Source organism: Enterobacter sp. JH25, from assembly GCF_021725435.1.
Lineage (GTDB): Bacteria > Pseudomonadota > Gammaproteobacteria > Enterobacterales > Enterobacteriaceae > Enterobacter > Enterobacter intestinihominis.
In genome coordinates this window covers 1,296,173-1,314,547 of record NZ_CP091319.1, presented here as the reverse complement: position 1 = coordinate 1,314,547, position 18,375 = coordinate 1,296,173, and the positions used below count along the sequence as shown (strand labels likewise).

The following is an 18,375-nucleotide window of genomic DNA, read 5'->3' as shown; positions in this document are numbered from 1 at the left end:
CACCCGGCTTTTTTACATCTGGCATCCAGGACACCAGTAAAACGGTCTGGAAGAGATCGTCGCCTTCTCAATCACCCCGCCACACCGCTCACACTTTTTACCCGCCCGATGAAACACCTTGAAGCGAAACAACGCCCCGTGATGCTTGTTCTCATCCACCATGCCGCGCGTGTTGTACGACAGCCGTGGAATATCCAGCAACGCGTGGGACAGCGCCTCCAGCTGTTCATCGCTTAGCTGCGACGCTTTGTGCTGCGGCGCCAGCCCGACTTCCCAGAGGATCTCCACCCGCAGGTAGTTTCCCAGCCCCGCCAGAAATGCCTGATCGAGCAACAGCCCGGAAAACTGCCGGTTGCGGAATGTGGGCGATAACAGCCGGGCTTTCACATCGCTTGCCATCAGGCGCATATCCAGCACGTCCGGCCCAACCCGCTGTAAGAACGGGTGCGTGAGCAACTGCTCCGGCGTTAACATTTCGATATCAGAAGCGCTGTAGAGCAGGATCGCCTTATCCGCCGTTTGTAGCCGCACGCGTAGCACGCGGGTCGTTTGCGGCTGCTCGTCCGCCTTTACCACGCTCCAGACGCCGTAAAGCTGATTGTGGCTATATAACGTCAGGTTATGGGAAAAGTGGGTGAGCAACGCTTTGCCGCGCGTTTCAATGTGGGTCACCGTCTGTCCCACCAGCTGCGATTCAAACGGTTTGAGTTGAGGAAAGGCAAACCAGACGTGTGTCAGAGGTTTGCCCTTTATCGCCGCCTCCAGGCTATCCGCCGCGCGGCGGATCTCCGGACCTTCTGGCATGTTATTGTCCTTTCATGATTATTCTGCGCTGACAACAATGCCCTCTTCCGAGAACGCCGCCCGCAGGCGTCGTGCAAACTGGAGCGCATGCTCGCCGTCACCGTGTAAGCACACCGTATCAGCCTGAACGTTTGCCGTTGTACCCTCCGTTGAGGTTACTCGCCCGAAGCGCACCATCTCCAGCGTCTGCGCCAGCGCTTTACCTTCGTCGGTGATCAGCGCACCGGCCTGCGTACGCGGAACCAGGCTACCGTCCGGCAGGTATCCCCGATCGGCAAACACTTCCTGCCGCGTAGTCAGCCCCAGCCGTTCGCCGGCACGGATAAGCTCGCTGCCCGCCAGGCCCACCAGAATCAGACGCGGATTGCAGTCCCGTACCGCGCGAGCAATGGCGTCTGCCAGCGCCGGATCTTTCGCCGCCTGGTTATAGAGCATGCCGTGCGGCTTGACGTGACGCAACACGCCCTTCTCAGCGCGCACTATCGCCTCCAGGGCGCCGATCTGGTAGAGCATTTGCGCGTAAACCGTCTCAGGCGGCAGATCCATCGCCGTGCGACCAAAGTTTTCCCGGTCCGGAAAGCTGGGGTGAGCGCCTATCGCCACGCCATTTTTCATGGCATTGCGCACGCTCGCCAGCATGGTCTGCGCATCGCCGGCATGAAACCCACAGGCGATGTTCACCGAGGAGACCAGCGTCATCAGCGCCGCATCGGCGCTGCTGCCCTCCCCCAGATCGGCGTTTAAATCAATCTTTACCATCGAGCCTCCACGCCAGCTGTTCGAGATAACGCTGCTGATCCTGACGGGCTTTCAGCGCCTCCTCCAGCGAACACTGCACAAAATGAATTGGCTGACCGAGAGGAATTTGCGCCAGATGGTAGCGATCCGCTTCAATAATGCAGGCAATACGCGGATATCCTCCCGTGGTTTGCGCATCGTTCATCAGTACGATGGGCTGTCCGTTGCCCGGCACCTGAATCACCCCCGGCAACAGACCATGGGAAAGCAGCTCCCGGTCAGTCGTGCGGGTCAGCGGCTGGCCCTGAAGCCGGTAACCCATGCGGTTACTCTGCGGGCTGATCTTCCATGGCGAGCGCCAGAAAGACTCTTTTGAGGCCTCATCGAACTCATGATATTCCGGCCCCGGCAGGGCGCGGATCAGGTTCCCCCACAACAGCTGCTTCACGCCCTGCGTGGTGGTGAAATGGCGCGCTGATGGCTTAATCGCCAGGCGATCGCCGTCGCGCAGCAGCCGTCCTTCATGTCCGCCCATTCCCGCTTTCTGGTCGGTGCTGGATGAGCCCAGCACCTCCGGCACGTCGATACCTCCCGCCACCGCAAGATAGCTGCGCACGCCGTGCAGAGGACGCTTGAGCGTCAGACGCTGTCCGGCTTTCGCCCGCAGGCGCCAGCCGGTCCACACCGCTTTGCCGTCCAGCGTCGCGTCACAGCCCGCGCCGGTTAAGGCAAACCAGGTTTCCTGACCAAACTCAATCACGCACTGACCCAGCGTAATTTCTAACGCCGCCGTGCTGCCGGCGTTGCCTACCAGCAGGTTGGCAATCTCCAGCGAGGGACGATCAAGCGCACCGCAGTAGCTCACGCCCGACTGACGCAGGCCAAAGCGCCCGGCATCCTGTACCGAGGTGTAAAGCCCTGCGCGAATAAGCGTTAACATATCCCCTCCTTTTGCGGGATAAAGCGCAGGGTATCCCCCGGACGCAGGAGTATGGGCGCGTCCTGGCCTGGTTCAAATAACGGCGTGGACGTGTGCCCGATAAGCTGCCAGCCTCCCGGCGAGGCGAGCGGATAAATTCCCGTTTGCTCACCACCAATCGCCACGCTGCCCGCCGGTACGCTCAGGCGTGGCTCAGCCCGGCGCGGCGTATGCAACTGGGGCGATAACCCGCCCAGATAGGGGAAACCCGGCTGAAATCCCAAAAACCAGACAACATAGTCGACTGAGCTATGCAGCTCCACAACCTGCTTCTCCGTTAATCCACAGTGTTCGGCCACGACGCCAAGGTCGGGGCCTCCCTTGCCGCCATAGACAACCGGGATCTCAATCGTCCGCGATTCCGGCTCCAGCGCCTCGCTCTCCTCCCACCAGCGTTGCAGGCGCTCAATGGCATCCAGCGCCCCCGTGTGCGGATCACGCAGCACCACGGTGATATTATTCATACCCGGAATAGCTTCAACCACGCCAGGTAGCTCGGGCAGTCGTTGAGCCAGACGCCAGATACGCTTTTGCGTGGCAAGCGTCACCGGAGGCTCAAGTTCCAGAACCACTGCGGTTTCACCCAGAAGATAACAACGCGCTCGCTGCACTTAACTACCTCTCATCAGGCCGGATTAGGGATATCAATAAACGTCACATCCAGATCGGTATTTTCCGTCAGCCACTCGCTGAGGGCGCGGATGCCGCCACGCTCGGTGGCGTGATGGCCTGCCGCGTAAAAATGCAGGCCTTGTTCACGGGCAGAGTGAATGGTCTGCTCGGAAACCTCGCCGGTAATGAAGGCGTCGACACCGAAACGCGCCGCGCTATCAATAAAGCCCTGGCCGCCGCCGGTGCACCATGCCACGCGCTTCACGGTATCCGGCCCGGTGTCGCCGCACCACAGCGGACGACGCCCCAGGCGTGCTTCGATCCACGATGCCAGCTCCAGACCCGGAACCGGCATCGACAGTTCACCCCACGGCACCAGGGGTTCAATTTCGCCCATCACGGTTATCCCCAGCAGCTGCGCAAGCTGAACGTTATTCCCCAGTTCAGGATGCGCATCGAGCGGCAGGTGATAGCCGTACAGGTTGATGTCATTCGTCAGCAGCGTTTTGAGACGGTTGCGCTTCATGCCGCGAATAATCGGTGATTCGTTTTTCCAGAAATAACCGTGATGGACAATCACCGCGTCGGCTTCCTGACGCACAGCCTCATCCAGCAGCGCCTGGCTTGCCGTTACGCCGGTGATGATTTTTTGCACCGTCTCGCGACCCTCCACCTGCAAGCCATTCGGACCGTAGTCGCTAAACGAGGCCGTGTTGAGTTTTTCGTTAATCAGGCGTTCCAGTTCACTGTTTTTCATCATCATTCTCTCAAACTTTTCGGGCGGTTTCGTACGCCGCCAGCGTGGCGACACGCGCCTGTTTATGGTCGACAATGGGACGGGGATAGTTCAGGGAAACACGCTGTTTATCCGCCCATGCCCAGGGTTCATGAATGGCTTTGGCGGGGACATCCTTAAGTTCAGGCAGCCAGCGACGGATAAACTCGCCGTCGACGTCAAATCGTTGTCCCTGCGTGGTCGGATTAAAGATCCGAAAATAGGGAGCCGCATCCGTGCCGGTGGAGGCCGCCCACTGCCAGCCGCCGTTATTTGCCGCCAGATCGCCATCGATCAGCTGAGAGCTAAAATAACGCTCTCCGGTTCGCCAGTCGATAAGCAGATCCTTTACCAGGAAGCTGGCGGTAATCATACGCAGACGGTTATGCATCCACCCGGTTTCATTGAGCTGCCGCATAGCCGCATCAACAATCGGGAAGCCGGTAAGCCCACGCTGCCATGCCTTCAGCAGCTTATCATTCGACTGCCACTGTACCTTATCGGTCCAACGAATGAAGGGGCGATGTTTACATAAATCAGGATGATACGTCATCAGATGGCGATAAAACTCACGCCAGATCAGTTCGTTCAGCCACACTGCGCCCGCCCCCCCGTCTACCGCCTGAGGCTGTTCCGCCAGTAGCCGATGTAAACACTGGCGCGGGGAGAGCGCGCCCAGCGCTAAACAGGCCGACAGGCGGCTGGTGGCTTCAATCGCTGGAAAATCCCGCCGCGCCTCGTAATCCGCCGCCCCCTGCGCGCAGAACTGACGCAACCGGGCGATAGCCGCTTTCTCGCTGGCGGGGAATACCGTTTCATCAAACGACTGCTGGGGATAATTCAGCCTGATGTCCTGCAGATCCGTTATCGTTTCCCCTCTTATGGCCGGGGCGGGAACGCATTCTGGCAGCCCCTCTTTCAGGCGTTTGATAAAAGCATTTTTAAACGGCGTGAAAACTTTATACATTTCGTGACTGCCGGTCATCACGCTGCCCGGTGCGAGCATCACGCTGTCATCAAAGCCTTCACAGACCACGCCCGTAAGGTTTTTCTCCAGCTGACGATCCCGCTGCTGCTCGTTAAATTCATACTGGTAGTTGTAAAAAAGACGCGTTACCGCGTGCTGCTTACAGATTGCCTGCACCATCTCAAGCTGTGCGGCAAAATCATGGGCCTCTTTATAGATCAGCGGAATGCCTTTTTCGGCCAGTGAATGTTGCAGGTCATTCAGATACGCGCTGAGTAATGCCGCTTGCCGGGGCGCCATGTCATGCTGCCGCCACTGTTCAGGCGTGGCGATAAACAGGGCCAGCACATTCGCGTCTTTAGCGCGGCAGGCGGCCGCGAGAGCGAAGTTGTCGTGAATGCGTAAATCCGCGCGAAACCAAACCAGATGGGTGGGCATAAAACTCCAGGCAATTGTCCATTATGTCCGTAAGGGCATGCCGTAAAAGGAAAAAGGCATGCATTGAACTACTTTGCCATGAAGTGTAGACGGGATGAAATAAAAAAGGCCGCCCGAGGCGGCCTTAACGCTACTTGTCCTGCGCTATCGGGGTAAAGGCAATAAACACATCCGGTTTATCACTCTTTACAACGAGTGCGCTGGCGACAATGAACGCGATGCATAAATAGCGTTTCACTATGCGGTCCCTGCTGCTAACCGCTCCACCTATCACCACCGGTGATAAATCGGTGGACACAAGCCCGGGTAGGCGGGCTGCTTTACGGCTATGGATACACCTTTCCCAGGACCGATGCCCATTTGCGAGATGGCGGAAAGGGACGTGGCATCATAATTAACACCAACGCCAAAAGTAAGTTATTTCAGTAAAATTAGGAATTTATAAAGGTGAAGTGGATTGCGAACTTTTTAAAGAAGGGTATGATAAAAATCCCGGGTAGGGGCTGCAAGATTACCCAACGGACCGCGAATCCCGAGGGACAAAAAAACCGCCACTTTGCTGTAGGCGGTTTTTTTATGGCTACGATGTCACACCGTATCAGTAGAAATCGCAGGTTGCTTTCTCGGCCTGATCCATCCACACCGGCTTTTCGCTGGTTTTCGCCCAGACGCGGTGCAGATAGCTGTAAAAACGTGCGCGATCTTTCCAGAACAGCATCACCGGCAGGGCCAGCACGCCAGCCACTACGGCGAAAGTGCGACGCATGAACACGATATGAGCCGGATACTCTTTATAAAGATCCATATTTTTCTCCCCTGTAGTTGGCCGGAAACCGTCTCCGGAAAATGTGAAATCTGTGACCTGGTTAAAATAATACCGCTTTGTTTGTAATTTTACTACTCATCCGACCACTTATTTTCATCCATTTCGTGAATATTTACATTCACGCCTGTAAATAAGTTACAAAAAAGTTAACAGTTTACTTAACAATAGTTAAATTGTGGTCTTTCCCATTTTTATACTTTTTTTACACCTGCCCTTCTGATTTTTGCGAAATCTTTGCGCCACAAATCCTACCGTTTGTACAACAACAAAAGTCACCCGGAGGTGGAGTGTGAGTGCAGGTCTGATTGCCGGCATCGTGCTGGTGTTCCTGTTATTGGGTTATCTGATTTATGCCCTGATTAATGCGGAGGCATTCTGATGGCTGCTCAGGCGTTTTTGCTTATTGCCAGCTTTTTACTGCTGCTGCTTGTGCTCGCCAGGCCGCTGGGAACAGCGCTGGCGCGGCTGATAAACAACGTGCCACTGCCGGGTACGCGAAAAATTGAAAACGTGCTCTGGCGCATTTCAGGTATCAGCGACCGCGAAATGAGCTGGGGCCAGTACCTGATGGCGATACTGCTTCTGAATATCGTGGGGCTTATTGCCCTCTTTACGCTGCTCATGCTCCAGGGCAATTTGCCGTTGAATCCGCAGCAGTTACCAGGTTTATCCTGGCATCTGGCGCTGAACACGGCGGTCAGCTTTGTCACCAATACCAACTGGCAGTCTTACGCCGGTGAAACCACGCTCAGCTACTTCAGCCAGATGGCCGGGTTAACCGTGCAAAACTTTCTGTCTGCAGCCAGCGGTATCGCGGTGATCTTCGCCCTGACGCGCGCGTTTGCCCGCCAGAATGTCAGCACGCTCGGCAACGCGTGGGTTGATGTCACGCGCATCACCCTTTGGATCCTTGTGCCTGTTGCGCTGATTATTGCCCTGTTCTTTATACAGCAAGGCACTCTGCAAAACCTGCTGCCTTATACCCCTTACACCTCGCTTGAAGGGGGCAGGGAACTCCTGCCAATGGGGCCAGTGGCGTCGCAGGAAGCAATCAAGATGCTGGGCACCAACGGGGGCGGCTTCTTCAACGCCAACTCATCGCATCCGTTTGAAAACCCAACGGCATTAACCAATTTTGTACAGATGCTGGCGATCTTCCTGATCCCCGCCGCGCTCTGCTTCGCCTTTGGCGATGTGGTTAACGATCGCCGCCAGGGCCGTACGCTGCTGTGGGCCATGTCGTTAATCTTCGTGGTCTGCGTAGCACTGGTGATGTGGGCCGAATGGAACGGCAACAGCCACTTCATGCAGCTGGGGGCTAACAGCAATATCAACCTGGAAGGCAAAGAGAGCCGCTTCGGCATTCTTGCCAGCAGCCTCTATGCGGTGGTCACCACGGCGGCCTCCTGCGGGGCGGTGAACGCCATGCACGACTCTTTCACCGCGCTTGGCGGCATGATCCCGATGTGGCTGATGCAGATTGGCGAGGTAGTCTTCGGTGGGGTCGGTTCGGGGCTGTACGGCATGCTGTTGTTCGTTCTGCTCGCCGTGTTTATCGCCGGGCTGATGATCGGCCGCACGCCGGAATATCTCGGCAAAAAAATCGACGTCCGCGAAATGAAATTAACCGCGCTGGCAATCCTGGTCACCCCCACCCTTGTGCTGCTCGGTACCGCCCTGGCGCTGATGACCGACGCCGGGCGCAGCGGCATCTTTAACCCGGGCATTCACGGCTTTAGCGAAGTGCTTTACGCCGTTTCGTCTGCCGCAAACAACAACGGCAGCGCCTTTGCAGGGTTAAGTGCCAACTCACCGTTCTGGAACTGTCTGCTGGCGTTCTGCATGTTCTTCGGTCGTTTCGGCGTGATTATTCCCGTCATGGCGATCGCCGGAACACTGGTGAATAAGAAGATCCAGCCGACCACTACCGGTACGTTACCGACTCACGGCGCGCTTTTCGTCGGCCTGCTGATTGGCACCGTTCTGCTGGTAGGTGCCCTGACCTTTATCCCCGCCCTCGCGTTAGGCCCGGTTGCGGAATATCTCTCTTTACGCTGATTTTGCGGAGAATTTGTCATGAGTCGTAAACAACTGGCCCTGCTCGAACCAACCTTAGTTCGTCAGGCCCTCATGGATGCGGTAAAAAAACTGAGCCCGCGAGTGCAGTGGCACAACCCGGTGATGTTTATTGTCTGGACTGGAAGTTTACTCACCACCGCACTGGCGATTGCCATGGGAACGGGACACCTTTCAGGAAATGCAACCTTTACCGGCGCCATCAGCCTGTGGCTGTGGTTTACCGTGCTGTTCGCCAACTTTGCCGAAGCGCTGGCGGAAGGCCGCAGTAAGGCGCAGGCCAACAGTCTGAAAGGGGTCAAAAAAACCGCCTTTGCGCGCAAATTACGCGAACCTAAATACGGCGCGCAGATGGACCACGTTCCGGCGGATGAACTGCGCAAAGGTGACGTGGTGCTGGTGGAAGCCGGGGACATCATCCCCTGCGACGGGGAGGTAATTGAGGGCGGCGCGTCGGTAGACGAAAGCGCTATTACCGGGGAATCCGCGCCCGTGATCCGTGAGTCGGGCGGAGATTTCGCCTCAGTTACCGGCGGAACGCGCATTCTTTCCGACTGGCTGGTGATCCAGTGCAGCGTTAACCCGGGCGAAACCTTTCTCGACCGGATGATCGCCATGGTGGAAGGCGCACAGCGTCGTAAAACACCGAACGAGATCGCCCTGACCATTCTGCTGGTGGCGCTCACCATTGTGTTCCTGCTGGCAACGGCGACCCCGTGGCCCTTCTCCGCCTACGGCGGTACAGCGGTCAGCATCACCGTACTGATCGCCCTGCTGGTCTGTCTGATCCCCACCACTATCGGCGGCCTGCTTTCCGCGATTGGCGTGGCGGGGATGAGCCGTATGCTGGGCGCGAACGTCATCGCCACCAGCGGACGCGCCGTTGAAGCGGCGGGTGACGTAGACGTACTGCTGCTGGATAAAACCGGGACCATCACCCTGGGTAATCGTCAGGCCTCTGACTTTTTACCTGCTCCCGGCGTGGATGAAAAAACGCTGGCCGACGCGGCGCAGCTTTCTTCGCTGGCCGATGAGACGCCGGAAGGTCGCAGTATCGTGATCCTCGCCAAGCAGCGCTTTAACCTGCGCCAGCGCGACGTACAAAGCCTGCACGCCACGTTCGTGCCCTTTACGGCGCAAACCCGCATGAGTGGAATTAACATTCAGGACCGGATGATCCGTAAAGGCTCCGTTGATGCCATTCGCCGTCATATTGAAGCCAATAATGGACATTTCCCTCCGGAAGTCGACCACCTGGTGGAAAGCGTGGCGCGTCAGGGGGCAACCCCGCTGGTGGTGGCGGAAGGTGCAAGCGTTCTGGGGGTTATCGCCCTGAAGGATATCGTTAAAGGCGGTATAAAAGAGCGTTTCGCCCAGATGCGTAAGATGGGCATTAAAACGGTGATGATCACCGGGGATAACCGTCTGACTGCGGCGGCCATTGCCGCCGAAGCGGGCGTGGATGATTTCCTTTCCGAAGCGACACCGGAAGCAAAGCTGGCGCTCATTCGCCAGTATCAGGCGGAAGGTCGTCTGGTGGCGATGACCGGCGACGGCACCAACGACGCCCCGGCGCTGGCGCAGGCTGACGTGGCGGTGGCGATGAACTCCGGTACCCAGGCGGCAAAAGAGGCGGGCAACATGGTGGATCTCGACTCGAACCCGACCAAGCTGATCGAAGTGGTGCATATCGGGAAGCAGATGCTGATGACGCGCGGCTCGCTGACCACGTTCAGTATCGCCAACGACGTGGCGAAGTATTTCGCCATTATCCCGGCGGCCTTTGCGGCAACCTATCCGCAGCTGAATGCCCTGAATGTGATGCACCTGCACTCTCCAGCCTCGGCCATTTTGAGCGCGGTGATCTTCAACGCGCTGATTATTGTCTTTCTTATTCCTCTGGCGCTGAAAGGGGTGAGCTATAAGCCACTGACGGCCGCCGCCATGCTGCGCCGTAACCTGTGGATTTACGGTCTGGGTGGGCTGGTGGTGCCCTTTATTGGGATCAAGGTTATCGACATGTTGTTAACGCTGTTCGGGCTGGTTTAAAAGGTGAATCTCATGACGATGTTACGTCCCGCTATACTGTTGTTTATTCTGCTGTCTCTGATTACCGGCGGGCTTTATCCGCTGATGACAACCGCGCTGGGCCAGTGGTGGTTTGAGGACCAGGCCAACGGCTCGCTGATTATCCAGAACGGTGAAAACCGCGGCTCGCGTCTGATTGGGCAAAACTTTACGGACCCGCGCTACTTCCAGGGACGCCCTTCCGCCACTGCGGAAAGCCCGTATAATCCAATGGCCTCCGGCGGCAGCAATCTGGCTGGCAGTAATCCTGACCTGGACAAAGCCGTTGCTGAACGCGTTGCCGCCCTGCGCGCCGCGAATCCGCAGGCCAGCCGTGAGGTGCCGGTTGAGCTGGTCACCGCCTCCGCGAGCGGGCTGGATTACAGCCTGACGCCAGACGCAGCGGCGTGGCAGATCCCACGCGTGGCCGCCGCCCGTCAGCTGACCGTCGAGCAGGTGAGCCAGCTGGTTGCAGAACATACGCAAAAGCCGCTGGTCAGCTTCATCGGCATGCCGGTAGTGAACATTGTTGAGCTGAATCTGGCGCTGGATGCGCTAAGGAAGAACTAAATGACCGACGAGCCCATGCGCCCGGATCCGGACAGGCTGCTTGAACAAACGGCTGAAGCCCACCGCGGCAAGCTGAAAATTTTCTTCGGCGCATGCGCGGGCGTCGGGAAAACCTTCGCCATGCTGACGGAAGCCCAGCGGCTTCGGGCGCAGGGGCTTGATATTCTCATCGGCGTGGTGGAAACCCACGGTCGCAAAGAGACGGCGGCGCTGCTGACGGGACTGGCGACGCAGCCGCCCCAGCGTATCAGCCATCGCGGGCGGCTGGTCACGGAGTTCGATCTTGATGCCGCCCTCGCCCGCCGCCCCGCGCTGATCCTGATGGACGAACTGGCGCACAGCAACGCGCCTGGCTCACGCCACCCGAAGCGCTGGCAGGATGTTGAGGAGCTGCTTGAAGCCGGCATCGACGTCTTCACTACGGTGAATGTTCAGCATCTGGAAAGCCTGAACGACGTGGTAAGCGGGGTAACCGGTATCCAGGTGCGGGAAACCGTCCCCGATCCGTTTTTTGATTCTGCCGATGAAGTCGTACTGGTTGACCTGCCGCCTGACGATCTGCGCCAGCGCCTGCACGAAGGCAAGGTGTATATTGCCGGCCAGGCCGAACGCGCCATCGAACATTTTTTCCGCAAAGGAAACCTGATTGCCCTGCGCGAGCTGGCCCTGCGCCGCACCGCCGATCGCGTGGATGACCAGATGCGCGCCTGGCGAGACCTGCAGGGGCGGGAGCGCGTCTGGCACACGCGTGACGCCATTCTGTTATGCATTGGTCACGGCAGCGGCAATGAAAAACTGGTCCGCACCGCCGCCCGGCTTGCGGCGAAGTTTGGCAGCGTCTGGCACGCGGTGTATGTCGAAACGCCACAGCTTCACGGCCTGCCGGAAAATCAGCGTCGCGCCATTTTGAGCGCGCTGCGGCTGGCGCAGGAGCTGGGTGCCGAAACCGCAACCCTGTCCGATCCGCAGGAAGATAAAGCCATTCTGCGCTACGCGCGCGAGCATAACCTGGGCAAGATTGTCATTGGACGTCGCCAGCATCGCCGCTGGTTTAGCCGCGAATCTTTTGCCGACAGGCTGGCACGCCGCGCGCCGGATCTGGATTTAGTCATCGTCGCGCTGGATGACAAGCCCGCCCCCCTGCCCGGCCGTACGCCGGACGCACGCACCTTTGGCGATAAATGGCGCGTCCAGATCCGGGGCTGCCTGGTGGCCGTGGTCCTTTGCGCCCTGATTACGGTGATTGCCAGCCAGTGGCTAATCGCCTTCGATGCCGCCAATCTGGTCATGATTTATCTGCTGGGCGTCGTTGTGGTCGCGCTCTTTTATGGCCGCTGGCCGTCGGTGCTGGCAACGGTGATCAACGTCATCAGCTTCGACCTCTTTTTTATCGCTCCGCGCGGGACGCTTGCTGTCTCGGACGTGCAGTACATTCTGACCTTTGCCGTGATGCTTACCGTCGGGCTGGTGATCGGGAATCTGACGGCAGGCGTGCGCTACCAGGCACGCATTGCCCGCTATCGCGAGCAGCGCACCCGCCATCTGTATGAGATGTCAAAATCGCTGGCGGTCGGCCGCACGCAGAAGGATATCGTCCAGACCAGCGAGCAGTTTATCCGTTCGACCTTTCATGCCAGTAACCTGATTTTGCTCCCCGACGAGCAGGGGCGCCTTCGCCCGCTGACCTCCTCTTCGGGGATGACGCCCTGGGATGAAGCGATTGCCCGCTGGAGCTTTGATAAGGGTTTACCTGCCGGCGCCGGCACCGACACTCTGCCCGGGGTGCCTTACCAGATCCTGCCGCTGCGCAGCGCGGATAAAAATCACGGGCTGGTCATCGTCGAGCCGTCTAACCTGCGTCAGCTGATGATCCCTGAGCAGCAGCGCCTGCTGGAAACCTTCACCCTGCTGGTCGCCAGCGCCCTTGAACGGCTGGCGCTCACCGCCAGCGAAGAGCAGGCACGGCTGGCAAGCGAGCGCGAAAGTATTCGCAATTCGCTGCTGGCAGCGCTGTCTCACGATTTGCGCACCCCGCTTACCGTGCTGTTTGGTCAGTCCGAAATTCTGACGCTGGATCTGGCGGCGGAAGGATCAAAACATGCGATGCAGGCCAGCGAAATTCGTCAGCACGTGCTAAATACCACGCGTCTGGTGAACAACCTGCTGGACATGGCGCGCATTCAGTCCGGCGGGTTTAACCTCAAAAAAGAGTGGCTCACCCTTGAGGAGGTTGTCGGCAGTGCGCTGAAGATGCTGGAGCCGGGTCTCGGCGGGCGCCATATCGAGCTGGACATGCCGGAACCCCTGACGTTAATCCATGTGGATGGCCCGCTGTTTGAGCGCGTGCTGATTAATCTGCTGGAAAACGCGGCTAAATACGCCGGGACAAAGGCCCGGCTGGGGATTGCTGCCAGGGTGGATAAACGTGTGCTGCGGCTCGATGTCTGGGATACCGGGCCGGGTATTCCGGCCGGCCAGGAGCGCGCCATATTCGAAAAATTTGCGCGCGGTAATAAGGAATCTGCCATTCCGGGCGTCGGGCTGGGGCTGGCGATCTGCCAGGCGATTGTTGACGTGCATGGCGGCACCATTTCCGCAGAGAACCGCCCGGAAGGTGGGGCACGCTTTTGTGTTACACTTCCTCTTGAAACCCCACCAGAACTTGATGAATTACCAGAGGATTTGTGATTAACGTTCTGATTGTTGAAGATGAGCTCGCTATCAGCCGATTTCTGCGTACCGCGCTGGAAGGCGACGGTTTGCGCGTTCATGAAGCCGGTACGCTTCAACGGGGGTTAATTGAAGCCGCCACCCGCAAGCCAGATCTGGTGATCCTGGATCTGGGACTCCCGGATGGCGACGGCATCGATTTTATTCGTGAGGTGCGTCAGTGGAGCCAGATGCCCATTCTGGTGCTCTCTGCCCGCACCGAAGAGACGGATAAAATCGCCGCGCTGGATGCCGGAGCGGATGATTATCTGATCAAACCGTTTGGCATTGGCGAGTTACAGGCCCGGCTTCGTGTGGCGCTGCGTCGACACAGTGCCACCACTCCTTCTGAACCGGTGTACGTCTTTGGCGATATCCGCGTCGATCTTGCCGCCCGCCGCATCGTGCGAGGGGAAGAAGAGATCCACCTTACGCCTATCGAGTTTCGTCTGCTGGCCGTGTTGCTCAGTAACCACGGAAAAGTGTTAACGCAGCGACAGCTGTTAAGCCAGGTCTGGGGACCGAATGCTGTCGAACATAGTCACTATTTACGCATTTATATGGGACACCTTCGCCAGAAACTTGAAGCCGATCCCGCGCGTCCTCGTCATTTATTAACAGAAACCGGTATCGGATATCGGTTTATGATCTGAATAAGTATTCACTTTAATTTTAAATAAAGAACACACCAGCCTGAATATAGCCATGAAAATAACGACGAGATTATTTTCATGCCTATATTCGCCCTCACTAAACATAATTAGAACACCAATTTAACACCAAACCAACAAAACAGCATTTTGATCTGCGTTATTCACTCAAAACGACTAATTATTTCTGAAATGATCGGTTATTGGTGATCTGTTTCACAGTTAATCCCTTTTTCCTGGATAAAATGACCGTGCTTTCAATTACTGAAAGGAAAATGAACATGGAAAACAATAATCGTTTAATGCCCCATATAAGGCGGACAACACATATCATGATGTTTGCCCACCGAAACTGTTTTGACTTTCATCTCTTTAACGCCCGGTAGTCCTTCGACTTCTGGCGCATCTGCTTACAGGTTATCCTGAAAAACGCTATTTTACAGGCTGTTGCCTGTGAACACCTGCGCTCATTCCTTGTGATTCAGATTCTCCGCAACCGGGCGGACTGAATTCTACTCAGCAAAAAAGCAATTAACTGATTTCGTATCAGCGGACACGCTTTGCTTTTTTTTCCGGAAAAAATCGATTTCTTTACCGCAAGAAGTCGAGGGACCCATATTGCCTGAAATAAAGAGATAAAGATGAAAACGTTAAAAATTGCCGTCAGCCGTGCCTGCCCTGAATGCTTTACCACTTCGCGCGAGATCGTGGATATCACCGCATCGGATTATATTGATGTGGCAGCCGTGGTTCTGGCCGTCAGTGATATTTTCAATGGCGCAATAGAAGAAATAGAAGCCACGGGATTCGGTATTCCGGTGTTTATTGCCACGCATAAAGAAGAAAGGGTTCCGGCTGAATTTCTGTCGCGTATTCACGGCGTTTTTGAGTACTCCGACACCAGCAATGCGTACTACGGACGCCAGCTTGAAGCGGCTGCGCAGAAGTACGAAACCCAGCTCCGCCCGCCGTTCTTCCGCGCGCTGGTCGATTACGTCCAGCAGGGGAACAGCGCGTTTGACTGCCCCGGACATCAGGGAGGCCAGTTCTTCCGACGCCATCCGGCCGGAAACCAGTTTGTCGATTTCTTTGGCGAAACGCTTTTCCGCGCCGATCTGTGCAATGCCGACGTGGCAATGGGCGATCTGCTGATCCATGAAGGTGCGCCATGCATCGCCCAACAGCATGCGGCAAAAGTCTTTAATGCGGATAAAACCTACTTCGTGCTGAACGGCACCTCCTCTTCCAATAAGGTGGTGCTCAATGCCCTGCTCACGCCAGGCGATCTGGTGCTGTTCGATCGCAATAACCATAAATCTAACCACCACGGGGCGCTGTTACAGGCGGGAGCGACGCCGGTGTATCTGGAAACAGCCCGCAACCCGTACGGGTTTATCGGCGGTATTGACGCACACTGTTTCGACGAGAGTTACCTGCGGGAACTGGTGTCAGAGGTCGCGCCTGGTCGCGCGCGGGATGAACGTCCCTTCCGTCTGGCGGTGATCCAGCTGGGCACCTACGACGGTACCATTTATAACGCCCGTCAGGTGGTGGATAAGATTGGTCACCTGTGCGATTACATCCTGTTTGACTCCGCCTGGGTGGGTTACGAGCAGTTTATCCCGATGATGGCCGACTGCTCGCCGCTGCTGCTGGAGCTGAACGAAAACGATCCGGGCATTCTGGTTACACAGTCAGTGCATAAGCAGCAGGCGGGCTTCTCGCAAACCTCGCAAATCCATAAGAAGGACAGCCACATAAAAGGCCAGCCGCGCTATGTTCCGCATAAGCGCCTCAACAACGCCTTTATGATGCACGCCTCCACCAGCCCGTTTTATCCGCTATTTGCCGCCCTGGATATCAACGCCCGCATGCACGAGGGGCAAAGTGGGCGCAACATGTGGATGGACTGCGTGGTGACGGGTATCGAAGCGCGAAAACTGATCCTTCAGAACTGTCAGTTTATTCGCCCGTTCGTGCCGGAGACGGTGGATGGCCGTCCGTGGGAAAGCTGGGATACGGCGGAGATCGCCACCGATCTGCGCTTCTTCCATTTCGTTCCGGGCGAACGCTGGCACGCCTTTGAGGGATATGCCGAGCATCAGTATTTTATTGATCCCTGCAAACTGCTGCTGACCACGCCAGGCATCAACGCCCGCACCGGCGAGTATGATGATTTCGGCGTGCCCGCCACCATCCTCGCCAACTTCCTGCGTGAAAACGGCATCGTGCCGGAAAAATGCGACCTCAATTCCATTCTGTTCCTGCTCACCCCGGCGGAGGACATGGGCAAATTGCAGCAGCTCGTCGCCCAGCTGGTGCGCTTCGAAAAACTGCTCCAGAGCGATGTGCCGCTGAAAGAGGTTCTGCCCTCTCTTTATAAGCAACATCCGGAACGTTATGCGGATTATTCCCTGCGTCAGATTTGTCAGGAGATGCACGACCTCTACGCCCGCCATAACGTGAAGCAGTTGCAGAAAGAGATGTTCCGCAAGTCTCACTTCCCGCGCGTCATGATGAACCCGCAGGAGGCGAACTATGCCTATCTGCGCGGTGAGGTCGAGCTGGTGTCACTGCGCGACGCGGAAGGCCGTATCGCCGCGGAAGGCGCGCTGCCTTACCCACCGGGGGTGTTGTGCGTGGTTCCGGGGGAAGTCTGGGGCGGTTCCGTGCTGCGCTATTTCGCCGCGCTGGAAGACGGGATCAATCTGCTGCCGGGCTTTGCGCCGGAGTTACAGGGGGTTTACGTCGAGGAGTGTGACGGGCGCAAACAGGTGCGCTGCTACGTCATTAAACAACCCGCCGCTCAGCCGTCTCTGCTGAAAGGAGAAAAATTATGAGTAAGTCCAACAAGATGGGCGTGGTACAACTCACTATCCTCACCATGGTGAATATGATGGGGTCCGGGATCATCATGCTGCCCACCAAGCTCGCTGAAGTGGGGACGATTTCGATTATCTCCTGGCTGGTAACGGCAGTCGGCTCAATGGCGCTGGCGTGGGCGTTTGCCAAGTGCGGGATGTTCAGCCGTAAGTCTGGCGGCATGGGCGGCTATGCCGAATATGCGTTTGGTAAGTCCGGTAACTTTATGGCCAACTATACCTACGGCGTGTCGCTGCTGATCGCCAACGTGGCGATTGCCATCTCCGCTGTCGGTTACGGTACGGAGCTGTTTGGCGCGACGCTGACCCCGGTGCAGATTGGGCTGGCGACCATCGGCGTGCTGTGGATCTGCACCGTCGCCAACTTTGGCGGCGCGCGCATCACCGGACAACTCAGCAGCATCACCGTCTGGGGCGTGATCATTCCGGTAGTCGGTCTGTGCATCATCGGCTGGTTCTGGTTCAGCCCGACGCTGTACGCCAATTCCTGGAACCCGCACCACGTGCCGTTCTTTACCGCCGTGGGATCGTCCATCGCCATGACGCTATGGGCTTTCCTCGGGCTGGAGTCAGCCTGTGCGAATGCGGAAGTGGTGGAAAACCCGGAAAAGAACGTGCCGATCGCGGTACTCGGCGGGACGCTGGGGGCGGCGGTGATCTATATCGTCTCAACCAACGTGATTGCGGGAATTGTGCCCAACATGGATCTCGCCAACTCCACGGCGCCGTTCGGGCTGGCGTTTGCGCAGATGTTTACGCCAGAGGTAGGGAAAGTGATCATGGGACTGATGGTGATGTCCTGCTGCGGCTCGCTGCTGGGCTGGCAGTTCACCATCGCCCAGGTATTCAAATCCTCCGCTGACGAAGGTTATTTCCCGAAAATCTTCTCCCGCGTCACCAAAGCGGATGCGCCGGTACAGGGTATGCTGGCGATTGTGATTTTCCAGAGCGGTTTGTCGCTGATGACCATCAGCCCGTCACTGAACAGCCAGTTTAATGTACTGGTCAACCTGGCGGTGGTGACGAACATCATTCCGTACATTCTTTCGATGGCGGCACTGGTGATTATTCAGAAGGTGGCGAAGGTGGATCCGCGCAAAGCCCGGGCGGCCAATATCGTGGCGCTGATTGGGGCGATTTACAGCTTCTATGCGCTCTACTCGTCCGGTCAGGAGGCGATGCTGTATGGCGCGATGGTGACCTTTATGGGCTGGACGCTGTACGGTCTGGTATCGCCGAGATTTGAACTGAAGAATAAGCATAGTTAAAAAAGAAGCCCGGT

The 18,375-nt window shown here is 57.2% G+C and carries 16 protein-coding genes; 9 read left to right on the top strand and 7 right to left on the bottom strand.

The window, feature by feature from the left end:
* Positions 1 to 12: 12 nt before the first annotated feature.
* The 7 genes from nei to L2Y28_RS06200 all read right to left on the bottom strand — a co-directional run bounded on the left by nei (position 13) and on the right by L2Y28_RS06200 (position 6,118).
* Positions 13 to 804, bottom strand: coding sequence for an endonuclease VIII (nei, locus tag L2Y28_RS06230; RefSeq protein ID WP_022647460.1), 792 nt, complete (start codon positions 802 to 804; stop codon positions 13 to 15).
* Positions 805 to 822: 18 nt separating this feature from the next.
* Positions 823 to 1,563 (bottom strand): 5-oxoprolinase subunit PxpA, encoded by a 741-nt coding sequence (gene pxpA, locus L2Y28_RS06225; RefSeq protein ID WP_022647459.1) that lies wholly within the window; start codon positions 1,561 to 1,563, stop codon positions 823 to 825.
* Entirely contained in the window at positions 1,550 to 2,482 is a 933-nt protein-coding gene (pxpC, locus tag L2Y28_RS06220; RefSeq protein WP_022647458.1) for a 5-oxoprolinase subunit PxpC, read from the bottom strand. The genes pxpA and pxpC overlap by 14 nt, the downstream gene beginning before the upstream one ends.
* Positions 2,476 to 3,132, bottom strand: a complete 657-nt coding sequence (pxpB, locus tag L2Y28_RS06215) for a 5-oxoprolinase subunit PxpB (RefSeq protein ID WP_022647457.1) — start codon at positions 3,130 to 3,132, stop codon at positions 2,476 to 2,478. The genes pxpC and pxpB overlap by 7 nt, the downstream gene beginning before the upstream one ends.
* A 14-nt stretch (positions 3,133 to 3,146) precedes the next feature.
* Positions 3,147 to 3,890 (bottom strand): type 2 GTP cyclohydrolase I, encoded by a 744-nt coding sequence (locus L2Y28_RS06210; RefSeq protein ID WP_032621831.1) that lies wholly within the window; start codon positions 3,888 to 3,890, stop codon positions 3,147 to 3,149.
* A 10-nt stretch (positions 3,891 to 3,900) separates the two neighbouring features.
* Positions 3,901 to 5,313 (bottom strand): deoxyribodipyrimidine photo-lyase, encoded by a 1,413-nt coding sequence (phrB, locus tag L2Y28_RS06205; RefSeq protein ID WP_022647455.1) that lies wholly within the window; start codon positions 5,311 to 5,313, stop codon positions 3,901 to 3,903.
* 598 nt (positions 5,314 to 5,911) lie between these two features.
* Entirely contained in the window at positions 5,912 to 6,118 is a 207-nt protein-coding gene (locus L2Y28_RS06200) for a YbfA family protein (RefSeq protein WP_014069366.1), read from the bottom strand.
* Positions 6,119 to 6,428: 310 nt separating this feature from the next.
* Between L2Y28_RS06200 and kdpF the strand changes: the two genes are divergently transcribed.
* From kdpF to potE, 9 genes are all read left to right on the top strand, one after another.
* On the top strand, positions 6,429 to 6,518 hold the full coding sequence (gene kdpF / locus L2Y28_RS06195) for a K(+)-transporting ATPase subunit F (RefSeq protein WP_003858638.1): 90 nt from the start codon (positions 6,429 to 6,431) through the stop codon (positions 6,516 to 6,518).
* Positions 6,518 to 8,197: a potassium-transporting ATPase subunit KdpA gene (kdpA, locus tag L2Y28_RS06190; protein WP_022647454.1), complete on the top strand. Its 1,680-nt coding sequence runs from the start codon at positions 6,518 to 6,520 to the stop codon at positions 8,195 to 8,197. The genes kdpF and kdpA overlap by 1 nt, the downstream gene beginning before the upstream one ends.
* Positions 8,198 to 8,215: 18 nt before the next feature.
* Positions 8,216 to 10,264, top strand: coding sequence for a potassium-transporting ATPase subunit KdpB (gene kdpB, locus L2Y28_RS06185; protein WP_022647453.1), 2,049 nt, complete (start codon positions 8,216 to 8,218; stop codon positions 10,262 to 10,264).
* A gap of 12 nt (positions 10,265 to 10,276) precedes the next feature.
* Positions 10,277 to 10,852, top strand: coding sequence for a potassium-transporting ATPase subunit KdpC (gene kdpC / locus L2Y28_RS06180; RefSeq protein WP_022647452.1), 576 nt, complete (start codon positions 10,277 to 10,279; stop codon positions 10,850 to 10,852).
* The gene (gene kdpD, locus L2Y28_RS06175; protein ID WP_022647451.1) at positions 10,853 to 13,540 is read left to right on the top strand and encodes a two-component system sensor histidine kinase KdpD; all 2,688 of its coding nucleotides are present in this window, start codon (positions 10,853 to 10,855) and stop codon (positions 13,538 to 13,540) included.
* A complete protein-coding gene (gene kdpE, locus L2Y28_RS06170) occupies positions 13,537 to 14,214 on the top strand; it encodes a two-component system response regulator KdpE (protein ID WP_022647450.1) in 678 nt (225 codons plus the stop codon). The genes kdpD and kdpE overlap by 4 nt, the downstream gene beginning before the upstream one ends.
* 278 nt (positions 14,215 to 14,492) lie before the next feature.
* Positions 14,493 to 14,597, top strand: a complete 105-nt coding sequence (gene speFL, locus L2Y28_RS06165) for a leader peptide SpeFL (RefSeq protein WP_003858645.1) — start codon at positions 14,493 to 14,495, stop codon at positions 14,595 to 14,597.
* A gap of 255 nt (positions 14,598 to 14,852) precedes the next feature.
* Positions 14,853 to 17,051 (top strand): ornithine decarboxylase SpeF, encoded by a 2,199-nt coding sequence (gene speF, locus L2Y28_RS06160; RefSeq protein ID WP_022647449.1) that lies wholly within the window; start codon positions 14,853 to 14,855, stop codon positions 17,049 to 17,051.
* Entirely contained in the window at positions 17,048 to 18,361 is a 1,314-nt protein-coding gene (gene potE, locus L2Y28_RS06155) for a putrescine-ornithine antiporter (protein ID WP_022647448.1), read from the top strand. Before speF ends, potE begins: the two co-directional genes overlap by 4 nt.
* Positions 18,362 to 18,375: the final 14 nt, after the last annotated feature.

What these genes read in the sequence shown, in the direction of transcription:
- speFL (WP_003858645.1), top strand. Translation starts at nt 14,493, where the DNA reads ATGGAAAACAATAATCGTTTAATGCCCCATATAAGGCGGACAACACAT.
- nei (WP_022647460.1), bottom strand. Translation starts at nt 804, where the DNA reads ATGCCAGAAGGTCCGGAGATCCGCCGCGCGGCGGATAGCCTGGAGGCG.
- L2Y28_RS06210 (WP_032621831.1), bottom strand. Translation starts at nt 3,890, where the DNA reads ATGAAAAACAGTGAACTGGAACGCCTGATTAACGAAAAACTCAACACG.
- kdpA (WP_022647454.1), top strand. Translation starts at nt 6,518, where the DNA reads ATGGCTGCTCAGGCGTTTTTGCTTATTGCCAGCTTTTTACTGCTGCTG.
- speF (WP_022647449.1), top strand. Translation starts at nt 14,853, where the DNA reads ATGAAAACGTTAAAAATTGCCGTCAGCCGTGCCTGCCCTGAATGCTTT.
- L2Y28_RS06200 (WP_014069366.1), bottom strand. Translation starts at nt 6,118, where the DNA reads ATGGATCTTTATAAAGAGTATCCGGCTCATATCGTGTTCATGCGTCGC.
- pxpC (WP_022647458.1), bottom strand. Translation starts at nt 2,482, where the DNA reads ATGTTAACGCTTATTCGCGCAGGGCTTTACACCTCGGTACAGGATGCC.
- pxpA (WP_022647459.1), bottom strand. Translation starts at nt 1,563, where the DNA reads ATGGTAAAGATTGATTTAAACGCCGATCTGGGGGAGGGCAGCAGCGCC.
- kdpD (WP_022647451.1), top strand. Translation starts at nt 10,853, where the DNA reads ATGACCGACGAGCCCATGCGCCCGGATCCGGACAGGCTGCTTGAACAA.
- kdpC (WP_022647452.1), top strand. Translation starts at nt 10,277, where the DNA reads ATGACGATGTTACGTCCCGCTATACTGTTGTTTATTCTGCTGTCTCTG.
- kdpB (WP_022647453.1), top strand. Translation starts at nt 8,216, where the DNA reads ATGAGTCGTAAACAACTGGCCCTGCTCGAACCAACCTTAGTTCGTCAG.
- phrB (WP_022647455.1), bottom strand. Translation starts at nt 5,313, where the DNA reads ATGCCCACCCATCTGGTTTGGTTTCGCGCGGATTTACGCATTCACGAC.
- potE (WP_022647448.1), top strand. Translation starts at nt 17,048, where the DNA reads ATGAGTAAGTCCAACAAGATGGGCGTGGTACAACTCACTATCCTCACC.